Consider the following 14,784-nt stretch of genomic DNA (forward strand, 5'->3'; position numbering starts at 1 on the left):
GTGAGGGGTGACGGTCTATCGAGATAGCAAGAGCCCTCACCCGGATTGCTTCGCAATCCGACCTCTCCCCAGCGGGGAGAGGTGAACCAAGACCGGGCCAAGCCGATTCGACCGAAACTCATCCCGCTCTAGGTGCACGCCGCCAAAATATCGAAAACAACCCCATGCAAGGTAGCTGGCGGGTGGCGGCGCTCGCCAAGTCAGCTCGACCGGCTGACGAAAACTAAGCCCCAAAACTCTTCGGCGAACCTGCAACCGGCGTGCTGCCGCCGGACGCCACCTTCATGACCGCAAGGCCGCGCTCGTTGGTGCCGTCGGAGCGAAAGCGGAACAGGCCGTCGATGCCGGCAAAGCCGGACGGATTGGTCAGAGTCTCCGGTGCGAAGCGCTGCGCCCCTTGGGTGCGCGCCAGCGCCGCCATCAATGCCACGGCATCATAGGCGAGCGTTGCGGTGCGCACCGGCTCGCCGCCGAACTTGGTGCGATAGCGGCCGGCGAAGCTGCGGAAGCCGGACGGATCGGGCGCGGCGTAGAGGCCGCCCTGCAAGACGGGGCTCGCGAACACCCGCGGATTGTCCCACAGCCCGGTACCGAGCAGCTGGATGTTGCGCAGATTGGCGCCCGCCGCAGTCAAGGCATCGGCGGTCGCGACCACCGAATCGCCGTCGTCGGCGATCAGCAGCGCATCGGCCTGGCCGAGCGCCTGGGCCACGGTCCGCGCCGGCGTTGCGCGATCGGCGCCATATTTCTCGAAGGCGACGACACGGCCGTTCTTGCGGCCGACCGCCTGCTTGAACGCGGCCTCGACCACGTTGCCATAGGCATTGTCGGGCACCATCGCGGCGAACGAGCGCTTTCCGATCCCGGAAGAATAATCGACGATCCGGTTGATGTCGGACTCCGGCAGGAAGCTCAGCAGATAGACACCGCGCCCGGCGACGCTCGAATCGGTGGAGAATGCGATCACCGAGGTTCCGCGCGGCCGCGTCAGTTGCGCGACTGATGGCACCGAGCCGGCGAACAGCGGTCCGAGGATGATCTCGGCGCCTTCCGACAGTGCCTGCTGGGCACCCTGCGACGCGCCCTGCGGGCTGCCGCCATCGTCCTTGATCAGGAGCTGGATGTTCGGGTTCTGGAATTCCGCGAGCGCCATTTCGGCGGCGTTGCGCATCGACTGCGCTGCGAGCCCGGCATTGCCGGACGCCGACAGCGGCAGGATCAGTCCGATTTTCACCTGCCCGGTGCCGACCGCCTGCGGCGGCTGCTGCGGGCCGGCGGGGCCACCTTCCGGATTGCTGGAGAATTGGCTCAAGCTCTGCTGGATGCCGGAACAGGCCGCGAGCAACGGCGCGCCCACGAGTAGGCCGAGCGCCGTCCGCCGGGTCGCGCCCGACGGCGGGGAGTTGCGGTGATGCGGGCCTTCCATCGTCTCTCTTCTCTTGGCCGACCAGGATCGGCCAGGACTCCATCGACCTCAGATGAGGCGGGTGGATTTGGGCATATTGTCGGCGAATAGTTAACCAAAACAAAAGGATTATGGCCCCGCGGCGCCCTTGCCGCGGCGTCCATTTCTCTCGACAGGCAGCCGTCCCGCCCGCCGCGTTGCGGATGTGGCGCTAGCCCTCCCGTCCATCTAGATTGCCATTATGCGCGCAAAAGCCAGTTCCCTCCACCATTCGGATGCCACGACAGCTGCTGCGGCCAGAAGCTTCTCGATCGGCGGCCAGCAGCTGGCCGCGCCAAAGGCCAGGCCCGGGCTCCATCTGGTCGCGACCCCGATCGGCAACCTCGCCGACATCACCCTGCGCGCGCTGGAGACATTGGCCGGCGTCGACGTCATCGCCTGCGAGGACACCAGGATCACGCGCCGGCTGACCGAGCGTTACGCGATCACCGCCGAGCTCGCGCTCTACCACGAGCATAATGCGGCGCAGGCCCGGCCCAAGATCCTCGAACGGCTGGCGCAGGGTGCCGCGATCGCACTGGTGTCGGACGCCGGCACGCCGCTGATCTCGGACCCCGGCTTCAAGCTGGTACGCGAGGTCTGCGCCGCCGGGCATGCCGTCATCGCAGTGCCCGGGCCGTCGTCAGTGCTGACGGCGCTGTCGGTGGCGGCGCTGCCGACCGACCGGTTTTTCTTCGAGGGATTTCTGCCGGCCAAGGAGCACGCACGCCGCGCGCGGCTCAATGAGCTCGCCCGGATCGATGCGACGCTCGTGATGTTCGAATCCGGCAATCGCGTGCAGGACACGCTGCGCGATCTCGCCGCGATCATGGGCGATCGCCATGCTGCGATCTGCCGCGAGCTGACCAAGCTGCACGAGGAGGTCAAGCGCGCGCCGGTCGCCGAGCTTGCGGCAGGCGCGGATGCGCTGGAGACGCGCGGCGAGTTCGTGCTCGTGATCGGACCGCCGGCCGATGACGCCGGGGTGATGGACTCCGATGCGCTCGATGATCTGCTGCGCGCGCAGCTCGCGCGCGGCAGCGTCAAGGATGCGGTGGCGCATGCGGTCGAGCTGTCGGGCCGGCCGCGCCGCGAGGTCTACGCCCGCGCGCTCGAACTCGCCAAAACCATCGGGGACGGCGATGGCCAAGACTGACAGCGCGAAGACTGACAGCGCCTCGCCCGAACGTGTTGCCGCATTCCGCACCGGCCTGTCGGCCGAAAGCCGCGCCGCGGCCCTCCTGATCGCCAAGGGCTATCGCATCCTGGCGAAACGCTTCCGCACCCCCTATGGCGAGATCGACCTGGTGGCGCGGCGGCGCAACCTCGTCGCCTTCGTCGAGGTCAAGGCCCGGGCCAGCCTCGACGACGCCGCTTACGCGGTGACCCCGCGCCAGCAGCAGCGTATCGTCAATGCCGCCCAGGCTTGGCTGATGGCGCATCCCGAACATGCCGAATTTGACCTCAGATTCGACGCCGTGCTGATTGCGCCGAGGAGCCTGCCGCGCCATTTGTTAGCGGCATTCGACGCAAGCCCATAAAGTTACCCTCAGACCTCTCGGGATACGCCTATGAAATTGAAGATCGCCGTCCAGATGGATCCCATCGCGCGCATCAACATCCGCGGCGATTCGACCTTTGCGCTGCTGCTCGAAGCCCAGAAGCGCGGCCACGGCATTTCCTATTACACGCCCGACAAACTGTCGCTGCGCGGCGAGGAGCTGGTGGCGCCGGTGCAGCCGCTCACCGTGCGCGACGAGGTCGGCGATCACTTCACGCTGGGCGAGCCGAAGCGCGAGGCGCTCAACGGCTTCGACGTCGTGCTGCTGCGGCAGGACCCGCCGTTCGATCTCGCCTACATCACCTCGACGCACTTTTTGGAGCGCATCCATCCGAACACGCTTGTCGTCAACGACCCGGCCAGCGTGCGCAACGCGCCGGAAAAGCTGTTCGTGATGAATTTCCCGCAGCTGATGCCGCCGACCCTGATCTCGCGCGACCTCGACGAGATCAACGCGTTCCGCGACCAGCACGGCGCCGTCGTCATGAAACCGTTGCACGGCCATGGCGGCGCCGCGGTATTCCGCGTGATGCCGCAGGACATGAACTTCGGCTCGCTGTTCGACATGTTCTCGGTCACCTTCAAGGAGCCCTGGGTGATCCAGCGCTTCCTCCCCGAGGTGAAGCATGGCGACAAGCGCATCATCCTGGTCGACGGCGAGTTCGCCGGCGCCGTCAACCGCGTGCCGGCAGCGGACGATCTGCGCTCCAACATGGTGCGCGGCGGCGCGGCCAAGGCGACCGAGCTGTCGGATCGCGAGCGCGAAATCTGCGCCACCGTCGGGCCCGCGCTGCGCGAACTTGGCCTGCTGTTCGTTGGCCTTGATGTGATCGACGGCAATCTGACCGAGATCAACGTCACATCGCCGACCGGCATCCGCGCCATTGCGCGGCTCAATGGCCCCGACGTCGCGGCCAAGATCTGGGATACCATCGAGAAGAAGCGCGCCGCGAGGTAATCCTCCCTTGTGCGTCGCACAGGCCGGCTGAAATTCAGCCAGCGCCTGGCCGTGCCTGCGTTCGCCTTATTCTTCTTGCCAGCTTGCGCGGGCGAGGGCAGCATCCTCTTGCCTGCGTCAGGTCAAGCGGGTCAACGCGCGGGCAACAACGCGACAAACTCATAAAAATTGTGGAGGAAGACGTTATGACGCTCAATGTCTCACGACGATCCTTGCTCGCGCTCGGTGCCGGTCTCGGCGCCAGTACACTTCTCGGCGGCACTGCACAGGCGCGCGCGCCGAAGCTCGGCACGCAAACTCCCTATTGGCACCGCTTCGTGCTCGGCGATGCCGAAGTCACCGTCGTCTCCGACGGTCCGCTTCCGCTCGGCGATCCCTCCGGCACCTTCACCGGCGTGCCGAAGGAAGAAGTGAAGAAGATGCTCTCCGACAACTTCCTCTCGCCCGACAATGTCGTGCTCGAGCAGAATTCGCCGATCGTCAACACCGGCGACAAATTGATCCTATTCGATACCGGCATGGGCACCTCGAAGGCGTTCGGTCCGACCACCGGCCGGCAGCAGAAGAGCATGCAGGAAGCCGGCATCAAGCCGGAGGACATCGACGCCGTCGTGCTGTCGCACGCACACATCGATCATATCGGCGGCATTGTCGGCGCCGACGACAAGCCGCTGTTCCCGAATGCGCAATACTACATCGCGCAGAGCGATCTCGATTTCTGGACCGACGAAGGCAAGATGGGCAGTCCGTTGAAGGACTTTGTCGTGCACGCCCGCAAGAACCTGCTGCCGGTGCGCGACCGCATCGTGTTCTTCAAGGACGGCCAGGAATTCCTGCCCGGCGTGCAGGCGATCGCGGCGCCCGGCCACACCGTGGGCCACACCATCTTCATGGTGAGTTCGGGCGGCAAGTCGTTCGCCTTCCTCGGCGACCTCTCGCATCACGCGGTGCTGCTGCTGGAGCGGCCGCGGATGGAGTTCTCCTACGACACCGATCCGAAGCAGGCGGCGGCCTCGCGGGTCAAGCTCCTGGAGATGCTCGCCGCGAACAAGACGCCGGTCATGTCCTATCACTTCGCCTGGCCGGGCTACGGCCACGTCGCCAAGGCCGGCGAGGGCTTCCACTACTATCCCGAGCCGATGCAGATGACGCTCTGACGGCCGGCCATCCGGGGACGGCGCGCGTCGCCCCCGGTTTCATAGGGTTGGTGCGGAAGGTTTTTCCCACAACCGTCCGTTACAATTCTTGTGGACGTTTTCGCCGAACCTGAAGCATTTCAAGGCGTTCGCTGCGCCGCTACAGTTTGTAGTGCGACTGCAAATCAGCGTACGGTGTTCTTCCTTGCAGGGCCTCCGGAAACGGAAGGGGGCCACCCGGTGGCGACCGAGTGACCCCAAACGGCCCCGTTAAGGGACCTTCCTACAGAAGCCTGCTGGAGTTCTACCTTGCCTCAACGGCTAGGTAGGCTCCTGCAGTGCGCACGCACGTACTCCACCTTCCCAAAGCGAATGCGAACGTAGTCGCAGACAGCCACAGGCTGGTGTATCGGACACGACGATGGACGAACCATAGTTGCGATCCCGAGGGATTTGGGTCCCTTGGTCCCCGGCCGCACTGTTGCGCCTCCGTTCGCGCATACGTGCTCCGTGGGGATCACTTAGATTCGCCGTTGCCGACATGTTCCTTTTACCATCGCTCGCCACTGTGCCGTTGGCCGTCGCGCGGTTATCCACGATAACGCACCAGTATCGGGGACTGCGCGCGTCGCCCCCGGATGTTCTCTTAATGTTCTTGCGCTGATCGGCCCGCTCCGCTACCTTGGGTGGCGGAAGATAGGGGCAGCATGGTCCAGCGGGTTTCCACCGTCGCGTTCGAGGGGATTGAGGCCCGTGCGGTCGACGTGCAGGTGCAGGTCGCGCCGGGACTGCCGGCATTCGCGATCGTCGGCCTGCCCGACAAGGCGGTGTCGGAGGCGCGCGAGCGGGTGCGATCGGCGCTGATCGCCTCCGGCCTCGCGCTGCCCGCCCGCCGCATCACCGTCAACCTCGCGCCGGCCGACCTGCCCAAGGAGGGCAGCCATTACGACCTGCCGATTGCGCTCGGCCTGATGGCGGCGATCGGGGCGATCCCGCCGGATGCGCTGAGCGGCTTCACCGTGCTCGGCGAACTCGGGCTCGACGGCTCGATTGCGCCGGTGGCCGGTGTGCTGCCGGCCGCGATCGGCGCCAATTCGCGCGACGAGGGATTGATATGCCCGGCCGCCTGCGGCTCGGAAGCGGCCTGGGCGAGCCCGGACATCCAGATCATCGCAGCGCACTCGCTGATCCAGATCGCCAATCACTTCAAGGGCACGCAGCTGCTGTCGCGGCCGCAGCCGAGGGTGCACGAGCGCGAGGAAACGCTGCTCGACCTGCGCGACATCAAGGGCCAGGAGAGCGCCAAACGCGCGCTGGAGATCGCGGCCGCCGGCGGGCATCATCTGCTCATGATGGGCTCGCCCGGCGCCGGCAAGTCGATGCTGGCGGCGCGGCTGCCCTCGATCCTGCCGCCGCTGTCGCCGTCGGAGCTGCTCGAAGTCTCGATGATCGCCTCCGTCGCCGGCGAGATCCGCGACGGCGCGTTGACGGCGCGGCGCCCGTTCCGCAGCCCGCATCATTCCGCCAGCATGGCCGCGCTGACCGGCGGCGGCATGCGCGCCAAGCCGGGCGAGATCTCGCTCGCGCATCAGGGCGTGCTGTTCCTCGACGAACTGCCGGAGTTCGATCCGCGCGTGCTGGATTCGCTGCGCCAGCCGCTGGAGAACGGCGAGGTTTCGGTGAGCCGCGCCAACCATCGCGTCACCTATCCGGCGCGCTTCATGCTGGTCGCGGCGATGAACCCGTGCCGCTGCGGCCACGCCTATGAGCCCGGCTATTCCTGCAAGCGCGGCCGGCTCGACCGCTGCACCGCCGACTACCAGATGCGGATCTCCGGCCCGCTGATGGATCGCATCGATCTCAGGATCGAGGTGCCCGCCGTGACCGCGGCGGACCTGATCCTGCCGCCGCCGGCGGAAGGCTCGGCCGAGGTCGCCGCGCGCGTCGCGGCCGCCCGCGACATCCAGCTCGCGCGTTATGCTGCGGCCGGCATGCCGCATGTCCGCACCAATGCGGAAGCGCCGAGCTCGCTGCTCGAGACCATCGCGCAGCCCGATGCGCATGGACAGAAGCTGCTGCGCGAGGCGGCCGACACCATGCACCTCACCGCGCGCGGCTATCACCGCGTGCTGCGGGTGGCGCGCACGCTCGCCGATCTCGACGGCACGGAGACGATCGGCCGGCTGCATCTCGCCGAAGCGCTGTCCTATCGTGCATTGGCCGACGATCTGCGCCGCGCCGCCTGACGCAACCCGAGCCTGTTTCAATTCGTGGCTGAATCGCACGTGTCAACGTGACGGTAACCACTCTCATTTACGCTCCGCAAACCATAAGCACCGCGGTCCGCGGCACGCTTGGGTCGAGCGAGTTGTGTCATGTTGCGTATGAAGATTCTGGCCTCGGTGGTTCCCCTTGCCGTCGCCGCAATATTTGCCCGCGCTGAATGGCTGCCGGGTCCCCGGCCCTGCATCGAGGTGGGCGGCGCCACGATGCAGATCGCGTCGGTCCCCTGGCAGGCGCAGTTTAACGTCAGCTTCACCGACGATCCCGGCCTTGCGACCGTCCGGGTCCGGATCGCCGACAGCGCCGATGCCGCGGACTTCACCGTGATCGACGACATCGACGATGCCGAGGCCGGCGCCTGCGAAAGCAACGCGGTGCCGCAGCTGATCGGGATTTCCAGCGAGCCGACCGCAACCGGTCCGGTCATCTATCTTACCCACGATGGTCCGTTCGATTACCGCGTCTACGTGCAGTCGAAGACGTTCTCGGTGCGCGATGCCGCGGCCCTGATCGTCAGCGCCCGCGGCCCTCGCCATCTCGACGCGGCCTCGCTCGCGCCTGACCCCAACTTTCCGCGCCGGATCATGGCAGAGTTAACCTCCCGCTAACCCTGTTCCGAGGGCAGCCCGAAACAGCCACTAACTTCAAGCACTTTGCAAGGTCGCCGACGCATCCTCATCCCAGATCGGGCACTCTCAGGACCACCATTGATGGGGCGTTTCTTCCGGATCAAGTTACGCCTTCGCCGCTTCCTGCGACGCCATTCCTGGGTCGCGACGATCGTCCGTTCGTTCACGATCTTCTCCGTCGCATTCGGCAGCGCCTTCGGGTTCATCTCCGGCGCCCTCTCGCCGCACAGCGGCTACGATCCCAATGCATTCGCGATCGGGGTCAGCTTCCTGTTCGCGCTCGCCTGTCTCTGGATCGTGACGCTCGGCATCCGGCTGCGGCTGATGCGCAGACGGCTGCGCACCATCGCCATGCACAATGAGGCGATGGCCGACCGCAACTGGGAACTGCAGGAGGCCGAGCAGCGCGCCTCCACCCTGTTCGAGGCGCAGGACGATTTGATCGTGCTGCGCGACCTCGACGGCCGCATCACCTATGCCAACGACGCCTATTGCGCGCTGGCGCAGATTTCTCGCAGCGAATTGATCGGCAGCACCGCCACGCTCAAGGTGCTCGAGCAGGGCGACACCGCGCTCGAATCCAACGGCACAAGGGTCTACGACCAGAAGATCGAGGGACCGCTCGGGCCGCGCTGGATCGCCTGGCGCGAGGGCCTCGTGCGCAACGATGCCGGCGCGCCGGCGGAGATGCAGAGCGTCGGCCGCGACGTCACCGACCGCACCGAGAGCGAGCGCGCGCTGACCGAGGCGCGCGATCAGGCCGACGCCGCCAACCGCGCCAAGTCGCGCTTCCTTGCGATGGCGAGCCACGAGATCCGCACGCCGCTGAACGGCATCATCGGCATGAGCGGCCTCTTGATGGACACCCAGCTGACGCCGGAGCAGATGACCTACGTCAAGGCGGTCAAGACATCAGGCGATGCGCTGATGGCGCTGATCGAGGAGCTGCTCGACTATTCCAAGATCGAGGCCGGCAAGATCGATCTCGAACACCGCGCCTTTGCGCTGTCCGGCCTGATCGAGGACATCACCGAACTGCTGGCGCCGCGCGCGCAAACCAAAGGCATCGAGATCGCCGCCTATGTCGACGAGCGACTGCCGACGCAGGTGACCGGCGATGCCGCGCGGCTGCGTCAGGTGCTGCTCAATCTCGCCGGCAACGCCATCAAGTTCACCGCGACCGGCGGCGTCGCGCTGATCGTCGAGCCCGGGATCTGGCCGAACGAGATCAGCTTCCTGGTTCGCGACACCGGCATCGGCATCGCACCGGAAGCGCAGCAGCGCATCTTCCGGGAGTTCGAGCAGGCCGACGATCGCATCGCGCGCAGCTATGGCGGCACCGGCCTCGGCCTGTCGATCAGCGATCGCATCGTCAAGCGCATGGGCGGCCGCATCACGCTCGCCAGCACGCCCGGTTCAGGCTCGACCTTCGAGGTGTCGATCCCGCTCACCGCCGCCGACACCGGCGAGGCCAATAGCTTCACCGCGCCTGATCTCGCCGGCCAGTCGATCATGCTGGTCGCGCCGCACAGCATCGAGGCTTCGCTGATCTCGCGGCGACTGCAGCGCTGGGGCGCGCAGACCTGCATCGTGTCGGATGCCAATGTCGCCGAGGCACTGCTGCCGGAGCGAAGCTGGCACACCGTCCTGATCGATCACACGCTCGGCACGCCGGCGATCGAGGCGTTCGCCGAAGCTGCCCGCATCCACGCCACCCATCGCATCGTGATGGTCACGCCGTCGACCCGACAGGACCTTGCGGCCTTCGAGACGGCGATGTTCACCGGCTATCTGGTCAAGCCGCTCCGAGCGTCGTCGCTCGCCGCGCGCCTGACTGCGTCACCCGAGATCGCCGCGCCAAGCCTTGTGATCGAGGCGGTGACTGAGCCCGCGCCGATCGCGCCGGCGGCCGCACCAGCAGGCAAGGGGCTCTCGATCCTGGTTGCGGAAGACAATGAGATCAACGCGCTCCTGATGCGCTCGCTGCTCACTCGGCTCGGCCACAACGTGGTCATCACCACCAATGGCGAGCAGGCGATGGAATCCTGGCTGTCGGCGACATCGGCCGGCACGCCCTATGATCTCGTACTGATGGACATCCAGATGCCGCGCCTCAACGGCATCGAGACCACCAAGCAGATCCGCGCGCAAGAATCCGGCGGGCTGGCCGCCCAGTCCGGACGCCGGACGCCGATCCTGGCGCTGACCGCCAACACGCTGGTCGAGGATCGCTACGCCTGCTTCGAAGCCGGCATGGACGGCTTCCTGATCAAGCCGCTCGACCGCGAGAAGCTGGAAGAAGCGCTCGCCGGCCTCGCCGCCGGGCGGCATATCGCGGCGTAGATACGCCTCACTAGTTCGTCATTGCGAGCGGAGCGACGCAACCCATGCTTCGGCGTGTGCGGAGCGATGGATTGCTTCGTCGCTATCGCTCCTCGCAATGACGAACCCTACAACCGGCGCAACGCGACCGACTGCACCACATGGTCGGCGCCCTTCTTCAGGATCAGCGCCGCACGCGGGCGGGTCGGCAGGATGTTGTCCTCGAGATTGGCGAGGTTGGTGCGCTCCCAGATCGCGATCGCGGTCGCTGTCGCTTCCTCGTCCGACAGCAGCGCGTAGCGGTGGAAGTAGGAACGGGGGTCAGTGAACGCGGTATCGCGCAGCGCCAGGAAGCGCTTGATGTACCACTCCCGCAGCACGGACTCGTCGGCGTCGATATAGACCGAGAAATCGAAGAAGTCGGAGACGAACGGCACTGCCTTGCCGTCGCGCGGCAGCCGCCCGGTCTGCAGCACGTTGACGCCCTCGACGATCAGGATGTCGGGCTGGTCGATCTCGACCCATTTGTTCGGCACGATGTCGTAGGTGAGGTGCGAATAGACCGGCGCGCGCACCCGGCGCCGTCCGGCCTTGATGTCGCTGAGGAATGACAGCAGCGTCGGCAGGTCGTAGCTCTCCGGAAAGCCCTTCTTCTGCATGATGCCCTGCCGCTCGAGCACGGCATTGGGAAACAGGAAACCGTCGGTCGTGATCAGATCGACCTTCGGCCGCGGCGACCAGCGCGCCAGCAGCGCCTGCAGCACGCGAGCCGTGGTCGACTTGCCGACCGCAACCGAGCCGGCGACGCCGACGATGTAAGGCATCTTGCGGTCGCGGATGTTGAGGAACTGGCGCTGCGAATAATACAGCCGCTGGGTCGCGTCGACATAGATCGAGAGCAGCCGCGACAGCGGCAGGTAGATGTCCTCGACCTCCTGCAGATCGAGGCGGTCATGCATCGAACGCAGGCGGTCGAACTCGCCCGGCTCGAGCGTCATCGGCGTATCGTCGCGCAGATGCGACCATTGCTGGCGCGTGAAGACGCGGTAGGGATTGTACTGCTGGTCTGGTGCCCGGATGTCCATGACGCCCCTCTCAATGCGCTCGATCATTCGCGCTGGAGCATTTTCCGTTCCGATTGAATCGGAACGGAGCTCCAGATTCTGATTTGGACCCGTTTTCTTCACGCGAACCGGTACCCACTTCGCTCAAAAACGCTCTAGTCGCGCTTGCGCGACGCCTTCTCTTCCAGTCCCGACATCGCGGTGCGCTTCTCCAGCGCGGCCTCGACATCCTCCAGCTTCACACCGCGTGATTTCAACAGAACCAGCAGGTGAAACACCAGATCGGCACTTTCCGCGATGAGGTGATCGCGGTCATTCTCGACTGCGGCGATCACGGTCTCGACCGCTTCCTCGCCCAGTTTCTTGGCGCAATGCTCCGCGCCCTTGTCGAGCAGCTTGCGGGTGTAGGACGCCTCGCCGCCCGAAGCAGCACGGGCGTCGATGGTGGCGGCCAAATCGTGGACCGTGAAACGCGACATCAACTCAACTCAAGCATGCGCACCGGCACCGCAAGGTGCCATCCCTTCACTGTTAAGCATTGATCTGTTCGGAAAACCGCTTCGCACTTTTCCGGATCATGCTCTAGGTGGGGACTTAGCATTTTTGTGACAAGGAGTCCCAGATCAAGCGCCAAGGCCAGGGAAGTTAGGGGTCGAGTCGCATCGGCAGGCCGGCGCGCACCATGTGGTCCTTGGCCTGGCGGATGGTAAATTCCCCGAAGTGAAGATCGAGGCGGCCAGCACGCCGGTCGCATGACCCTCGCGGACGCCATCGACCAGGTGATCGAGATTGCCGACGCCGCCGGACGCGATGACCGGTACGGGGACACTGTCTGCGATCGCCCGGGTCAGCGGCAGGTCAAAGCCCTGCCGCGTGCCGTCGCGGTCCATCGAGGTCAGCAGGATCTCGCCGGCGCCGAGCGCGACGACCTCCTGGGCATATTCGATGGCATCGATCCCGGTGGCATTCCGTCCACCATGGGTGAAGATCTCCCAGCGGTCGGAGCCGCCGGCCCGCTTGACCCGCTTGGCGTCGATCGCGACCACGATGCATTGCTCGCCGTACTTCTCGGCCGCTTCCTTCACGAACTCGCGCCGGCTGACCGCCGCCGAATTGATCGAGACCTTGTCGGCGCCGGAGCGCAGCAGGGTCTTGATGTCGTCGACGGTGCGGACGCGCCGCCCACGGTCAACGGCATGAAGCAGGCCTCCGCCGTCCGCCGCACCACGTCCAGCATGATCCCGCGGTTTTCATGGGTGGCGGTGATGTCGAGGAAGGTGAGCTCGTCGGCGCCGGCGGCGTCATAGGCGATCGCCGCCTCGACCGGATCGCCGGCATCGCGCAAATCGACGAAGTTGACGCCCTTGACCACGCGCCCGTCCTTGACGTCGAGGCAGGGGATCACGCGAACCTTGAACATGTCTCTGCCTCCTAAGCCGCGCTGCGGATCAGCTTGAGGGCGGCGGCGGGATCAAGCCGTCCGTCGTAGAGCGCACGGCCGACGATGGCGCCGGCGAGTTTCTTGGCACGAGGCTCGAGCAGCGCCTTGACGTCGTCGATCGAGGCAAAGCCGCCGGAGGCGATCACCGGGATCGAGATGCGGTCGGCGAGCGCGATGGTCGCATCTAGGTTGAGGCCCTTGAGCAGGCCGTCGCGGGCGATGTCGGTGAAGATGATCGCAGCGACGCCGGCATCCTCGAATCGCTGCGCGATCTCGAGCGCGGTCACATGCGAGGTCTCGGCCCAGCCCTCGACCGCGACGTTGCCGTCGCGTGCATCGAGGCCCACGGCCACGCGGCCGGGGAATTGCTTCGCCGCGCCCTTCACGAGCTCGGGATCGCGCACCGCAGCGGTGCCGATGATGACGCGCGTGATGCCCTTGTCGAGCCAGGCCTCGATGGTCTTGAGATCGCGGATGCCGCCGCCGAGCTGCACCGGCATGGTGACGGCCTTCAGCATCGCCTCCACCGCATGCGCATTCATCGGCTTGCCGGCGAAGGCACCGTCGAGATCGACGACATGGAGATATTCGAAGCCCTGCGCGGCAAAACTCTTCGCCTGTGCCGCCGGATCGAGATTGAACACGGTGGCGCGCGCCATGTCGCCCTGCTCCAGGCGCACGCACTGGCCGTTCTTCAGATCAACCGCTGGAAAGAGGATCACGGCTTCCACTTCAAGAAATTGGAGATCAAAGCGAGGCCGAAGCGCTGGCTCTTCTCGGGGTGAAACTGGGTACCGATCGCGGTGTCCTTGCCGACGATCGCGGTCACCGGCCCGCCATAGTCGGCGCGCGCCAGCACGTCCGCCTCATTGGCGGCGTTGAGGTGATAGGAGTGCACGAAATAGGCGTGGCGCCCCTTCGGCCCGAGCGGCAGCCGCTCCAGCACCGGGTGCTCGCGCACCATGTCGAGCGTATTCCAGCCCATGTGGGGGACCTTCAAGCTCTCGTCGCGCGGCTCGATCTTCACGACGTCGCCACCGATCCAGTTGAAGCCCTCGGTGATCACGTGCTCCTTGCCGCGCGTCGCCATCAGCTGCATGCCGACGCAGATGCCGAAGAACGGCCGCGCCTTGACCCGCACCGCCTCGGTGAGCGCTTCCAGCATGCCGTCGACCGCATCGACGCCGCGGCGGCAATCGGCGAACGCGCCGACGCCGGGCAGCACGATCCGATCGGCGCGATACACCGCGTCGGGATCGCGCGTCACCTTGATGGCTTGCGGATCCTCCATGCTGCGCGCGGCGCGCTCAAAGGCCTTCGCCGCCGAATGCAGATTGCCGGAGCCGTAATCGATGATTGCAACCGTCATCGCGATCCTCCTGGCTCTGGAAACAATCCGATGATGCCGCCCTGCGGCATCGGCGGGGGTTTTGAGAACGATTGACCGGGAACGTCCCGGGTCGGCGGCGGTCCGCCGCGATCGACCGACCGCTGGTCGTTGAAGCCGCCGCGATGCCGCGCGGTCCAGCGCTCGAAGAAGCGGCGCTCGGCGGCGTCCACATTGTCGGCCACGACGATGTCGAGCTGACGCCATTTGCGCCGCGACAGCGTCCAGCGCTGCAAGGTTGCGGCCTCCAGCCCGATCAGCACCATCAACACCAGGTCGACGAGAAGGACCGCGCCGCGGCCGATCCCGAGCTTGGTCAGCGCATAATCAATCGCAAAGGTGAGGGCGAGCCAGCCGATCAGCGCCAGCCAGAGCCTGTTCCAGGCCAGCCAGATCACGCCCGCGACCGCGGCCCAGAAATGGAAGCCGTCGCGCACGAAAACGAACTTGTCGGTCGCCGCGAGATCGGCGCCGTTGGCCACGGGGGCATGCACTGTATAGACCGGCATCGAACGCTCCGCCGAGGATGGACTTCAATTTGGAGGATGATCTCCAGAAA

General features: G+C 65.9%; 13 protein-coding genes and 1 pseudogene. 7 read left to right on the forward strand and 7 right to left on the reverse strand.

The window, feature by feature from the left end; genetic code table 11:
* Positions 1-223 precede the first annotated feature (223 nt).
* Positions 224-1,426, reverse strand: coding sequence for a penicillin-binding protein activator (locus tag AKN84_RS36985; RefSeq protein ID WP_050425342.1), 1,203 nt, complete (start codon positions 1,424-1,426; stop codon positions 224-226).
* A 220-nt stretch (positions 1,427-1,646) separates the two neighbouring features.
* On the opposite strand from AKN84_RS36985, the gene rsmI reads away from it, so the two are divergent.
* The 7 genes from rsmI to AKN84_RS37020 all read left to right on the forward strand — a co-directional run bounded on the left by rsmI (position 1,647) and on the right by AKN84_RS37020 (position 10,354).
* On the forward strand, positions 1,647-2,600 hold the full coding sequence (gene rsmI / locus AKN84_RS36990; protein WP_050425343.1) for a 16S rRNA (cytidine(1402)-2'-O)-methyltransferase: 954 nt from the start codon (positions 1,647-1,649) through the stop codon (positions 2,598-2,600).
* Positions 2,587-2,985: a YraN family protein gene (locus AKN84_RS36995; protein WP_050425344.1), complete on the forward strand. Its 399-nt coding sequence runs from the start codon at positions 2,587-2,589 to the stop codon at positions 2,983-2,985. The genes rsmI and AKN84_RS36995 overlap by 14 nt, the downstream gene beginning before the upstream one ends.
* 30 nt (positions 2,986-3,015) lie before the next feature.
* A complete protein-coding gene (gene gshB / locus AKN84_RS37000) occupies positions 3,016-3,963 on the forward strand; it encodes a glutathione synthase (protein ID WP_050425345.1) in 948 nt (315 codons plus the stop codon).
* Between the two features lie 185 nt (positions 3,964-4,148).
* On the forward strand, positions 4,149-5,120 hold the full coding sequence (locus AKN84_RS37005) for an MBL fold metallo-hydrolase (RefSeq protein ID WP_050425347.1): 972 nt from the start codon (positions 4,149-4,151) through the stop codon (positions 5,118-5,120).
* Positions 5,121-5,806: 686 nt separating this feature from the next.
* Positions 5,807-7,345, forward strand: a complete 1,539-nt coding sequence (locus tag AKN84_RS37010) for a YifB family Mg chelatase-like AAA ATPase (protein WP_050425348.1) — start codon at positions 5,807-5,809, stop codon at positions 7,343-7,345.
* Between the two features lie 129 nt (positions 7,346-7,474).
* Complete coding sequence (locus tag AKN84_RS37015) at positions 7,475-7,990, forward strand: hypothetical protein (RefSeq protein ID WP_050425349.1); 516 nt, start codon at positions 7,475-7,477, stop codon at positions 7,988-7,990.
* A 102-nt stretch (positions 7,991-8,092) separates the two neighbouring features.
* Positions 8,093-10,354, forward strand: a complete 2,262-nt coding sequence (locus tag AKN84_RS37020) for a PAS domain-containing hybrid sensor histidine kinase/response regulator (RefSeq protein WP_050425350.1) — start codon at positions 8,093-8,095, stop codon at positions 10,352-10,354.
* A gap of 107 nt (positions 10,355-10,461) precedes the next feature.
* On the opposite strand, the gene coaA is transcribed toward AKN84_RS37020, so the two are convergent.
* The 6 genes and pseudogenes from coaA to AKN84_RS37050 form a co-directional block, all read right to left on the reverse strand.
* Complete coding sequence (coaA, locus tag AKN84_RS37025; protein WP_050425370.1) at positions 10,462-11,418, reverse strand: type I pantothenate kinase; 957 nt, start codon at positions 11,416-11,418, stop codon at positions 10,462-10,464.
* A gap of 134 nt (positions 11,419-11,552) precedes the next feature.
* Complete coding sequence (locus AKN84_RS37030) at positions 11,553-11,876, reverse strand: phosphoribosyl-ATP diphosphatase (protein WP_021078170.1); 324 nt, start codon at positions 11,874-11,876, stop codon at positions 11,553-11,555.
* 166 nt (positions 11,877-12,042) lie between these two features.
* Positions 12,043-12,817: pseudogene (gene hisF, locus AKN84_RS37035) on the reverse strand (imidazole glycerol phosphate synthase subunit HisF).
* Positions 12,818-12,828: 11 nt separating this feature from the next.
* Entirely contained in the window at positions 12,829-13,560 is a 732-nt protein-coding gene (gene hisA, locus AKN84_RS37040; protein WP_050425371.1) for a 1-(5-phosphoribosyl)-5-[(5-phosphoribosylamino)methylideneamino]imidazole-4-carboxamide isomerase, read from the reverse strand.
* The gene (hisH, locus tag AKN84_RS37045) at positions 13,557-14,207 is read right to left on the reverse strand and encodes an imidazole glycerol phosphate synthase subunit HisH (RefSeq protein ID WP_050425351.1); all 651 of its coding nucleotides are present in this window, start codon (positions 14,205-14,207) and stop codon (positions 13,557-13,559) included. Before hisH ends, hisA begins: the two co-directional genes overlap by 4 nt.
* A complete protein-coding gene (locus tag AKN84_RS37050; protein ID WP_050425352.1) occupies positions 14,204-14,734 on the reverse strand; it encodes a DUF2628 domain-containing protein in 531 nt (176 codons plus the stop codon). The genes hisH and AKN84_RS37050 overlap by 4 nt, the downstream gene beginning before the upstream one ends.
* Positions 14,735-14,784: the final 50 nt, after the last annotated feature.

The organism is Bradyrhizobium tropiciagri, from assembly GCF_001189845.1.
GTDB classification, from domain to species: Bacteria; Pseudomonadota; Alphaproteobacteria; order Rhizobiales; family Xanthobacteraceae; genus Bradyrhizobium; species Bradyrhizobium tropiciagri.

Coding starts and splice junctions, on each gene's coding strand:
- AKN84_RS37030 (WP_021078170.1), bottom strand. CDS start 11,876: ATGTCGCGTTTCACGGTCCACGATTTGGCCGCCACCATCGACGCCCGT.
- AKN84_RS37015 (WP_050425349.1), top strand. CDS start 7,475: ATGTTGCGTATGAAGATTCTGGCCTCGGTGGTTCCCCTTGCCGTCGCC.
- gshB (WP_050425345.1), top strand. CDS start 3,016: ATGAAATTGAAGATCGCCGTCCAGATGGATCCCATCGCGCGCATCAAC.
- rsmI (WP_050425343.1), top strand. CDS start 1,647: ATGCGCGCAAAAGCCAGTTCCCTCCACCATTCGGATGCCACGACAGCT.
- AKN84_RS36985 (WP_050425342.1), bottom strand. CDS start 1,426: ATGGAAGGCCCGCATCACCGCAACTCCCCGCCGTCGGGCGCGACCCGG.
- AKN84_RS37050 (WP_050425352.1), bottom strand. CDS start 14,734: ATGCCGGTCTATACAGTGCATGCCCCCGTGGCCAACGGCGCCGATCTC.
- AKN84_RS37005 (WP_050425347.1), top strand. CDS start 4,149: ATGACGCTCAATGTCTCACGACGATCCTTGCTCGCGCTCGGTGCCGGT.
- AKN84_RS37010 (WP_050425348.1), top strand. CDS start 5,807: ATGGTCCAGCGGGTTTCCACCGTCGCGTTCGAGGGGATTGAGGCCCGT.
- hisH (WP_050425351.1), bottom strand. CDS start 14,207: ATGACGGTTGCAATCATCGATTACGGCTCCGGCAATCTGCATTCGGCG.
- AKN84_RS37020 (WP_050425350.1), top strand. CDS start 8,093: ATGGGGCGTTTCTTCCGGATCAAGTTACGCCTTCGCCGCTTCCTGCGA.
- AKN84_RS36995 (WP_050425344.1), top strand. CDS start 2,587: ATGGCCAAGACTGACAGCGCGAAGACTGACAGCGCCTCGCCCGAACGT.
- coaA (WP_050425370.1), bottom strand. CDS start 11,418: ATGGACATCCGGGCACCAGACCAGCAGTACAATCCCTACCGCGTCTTC.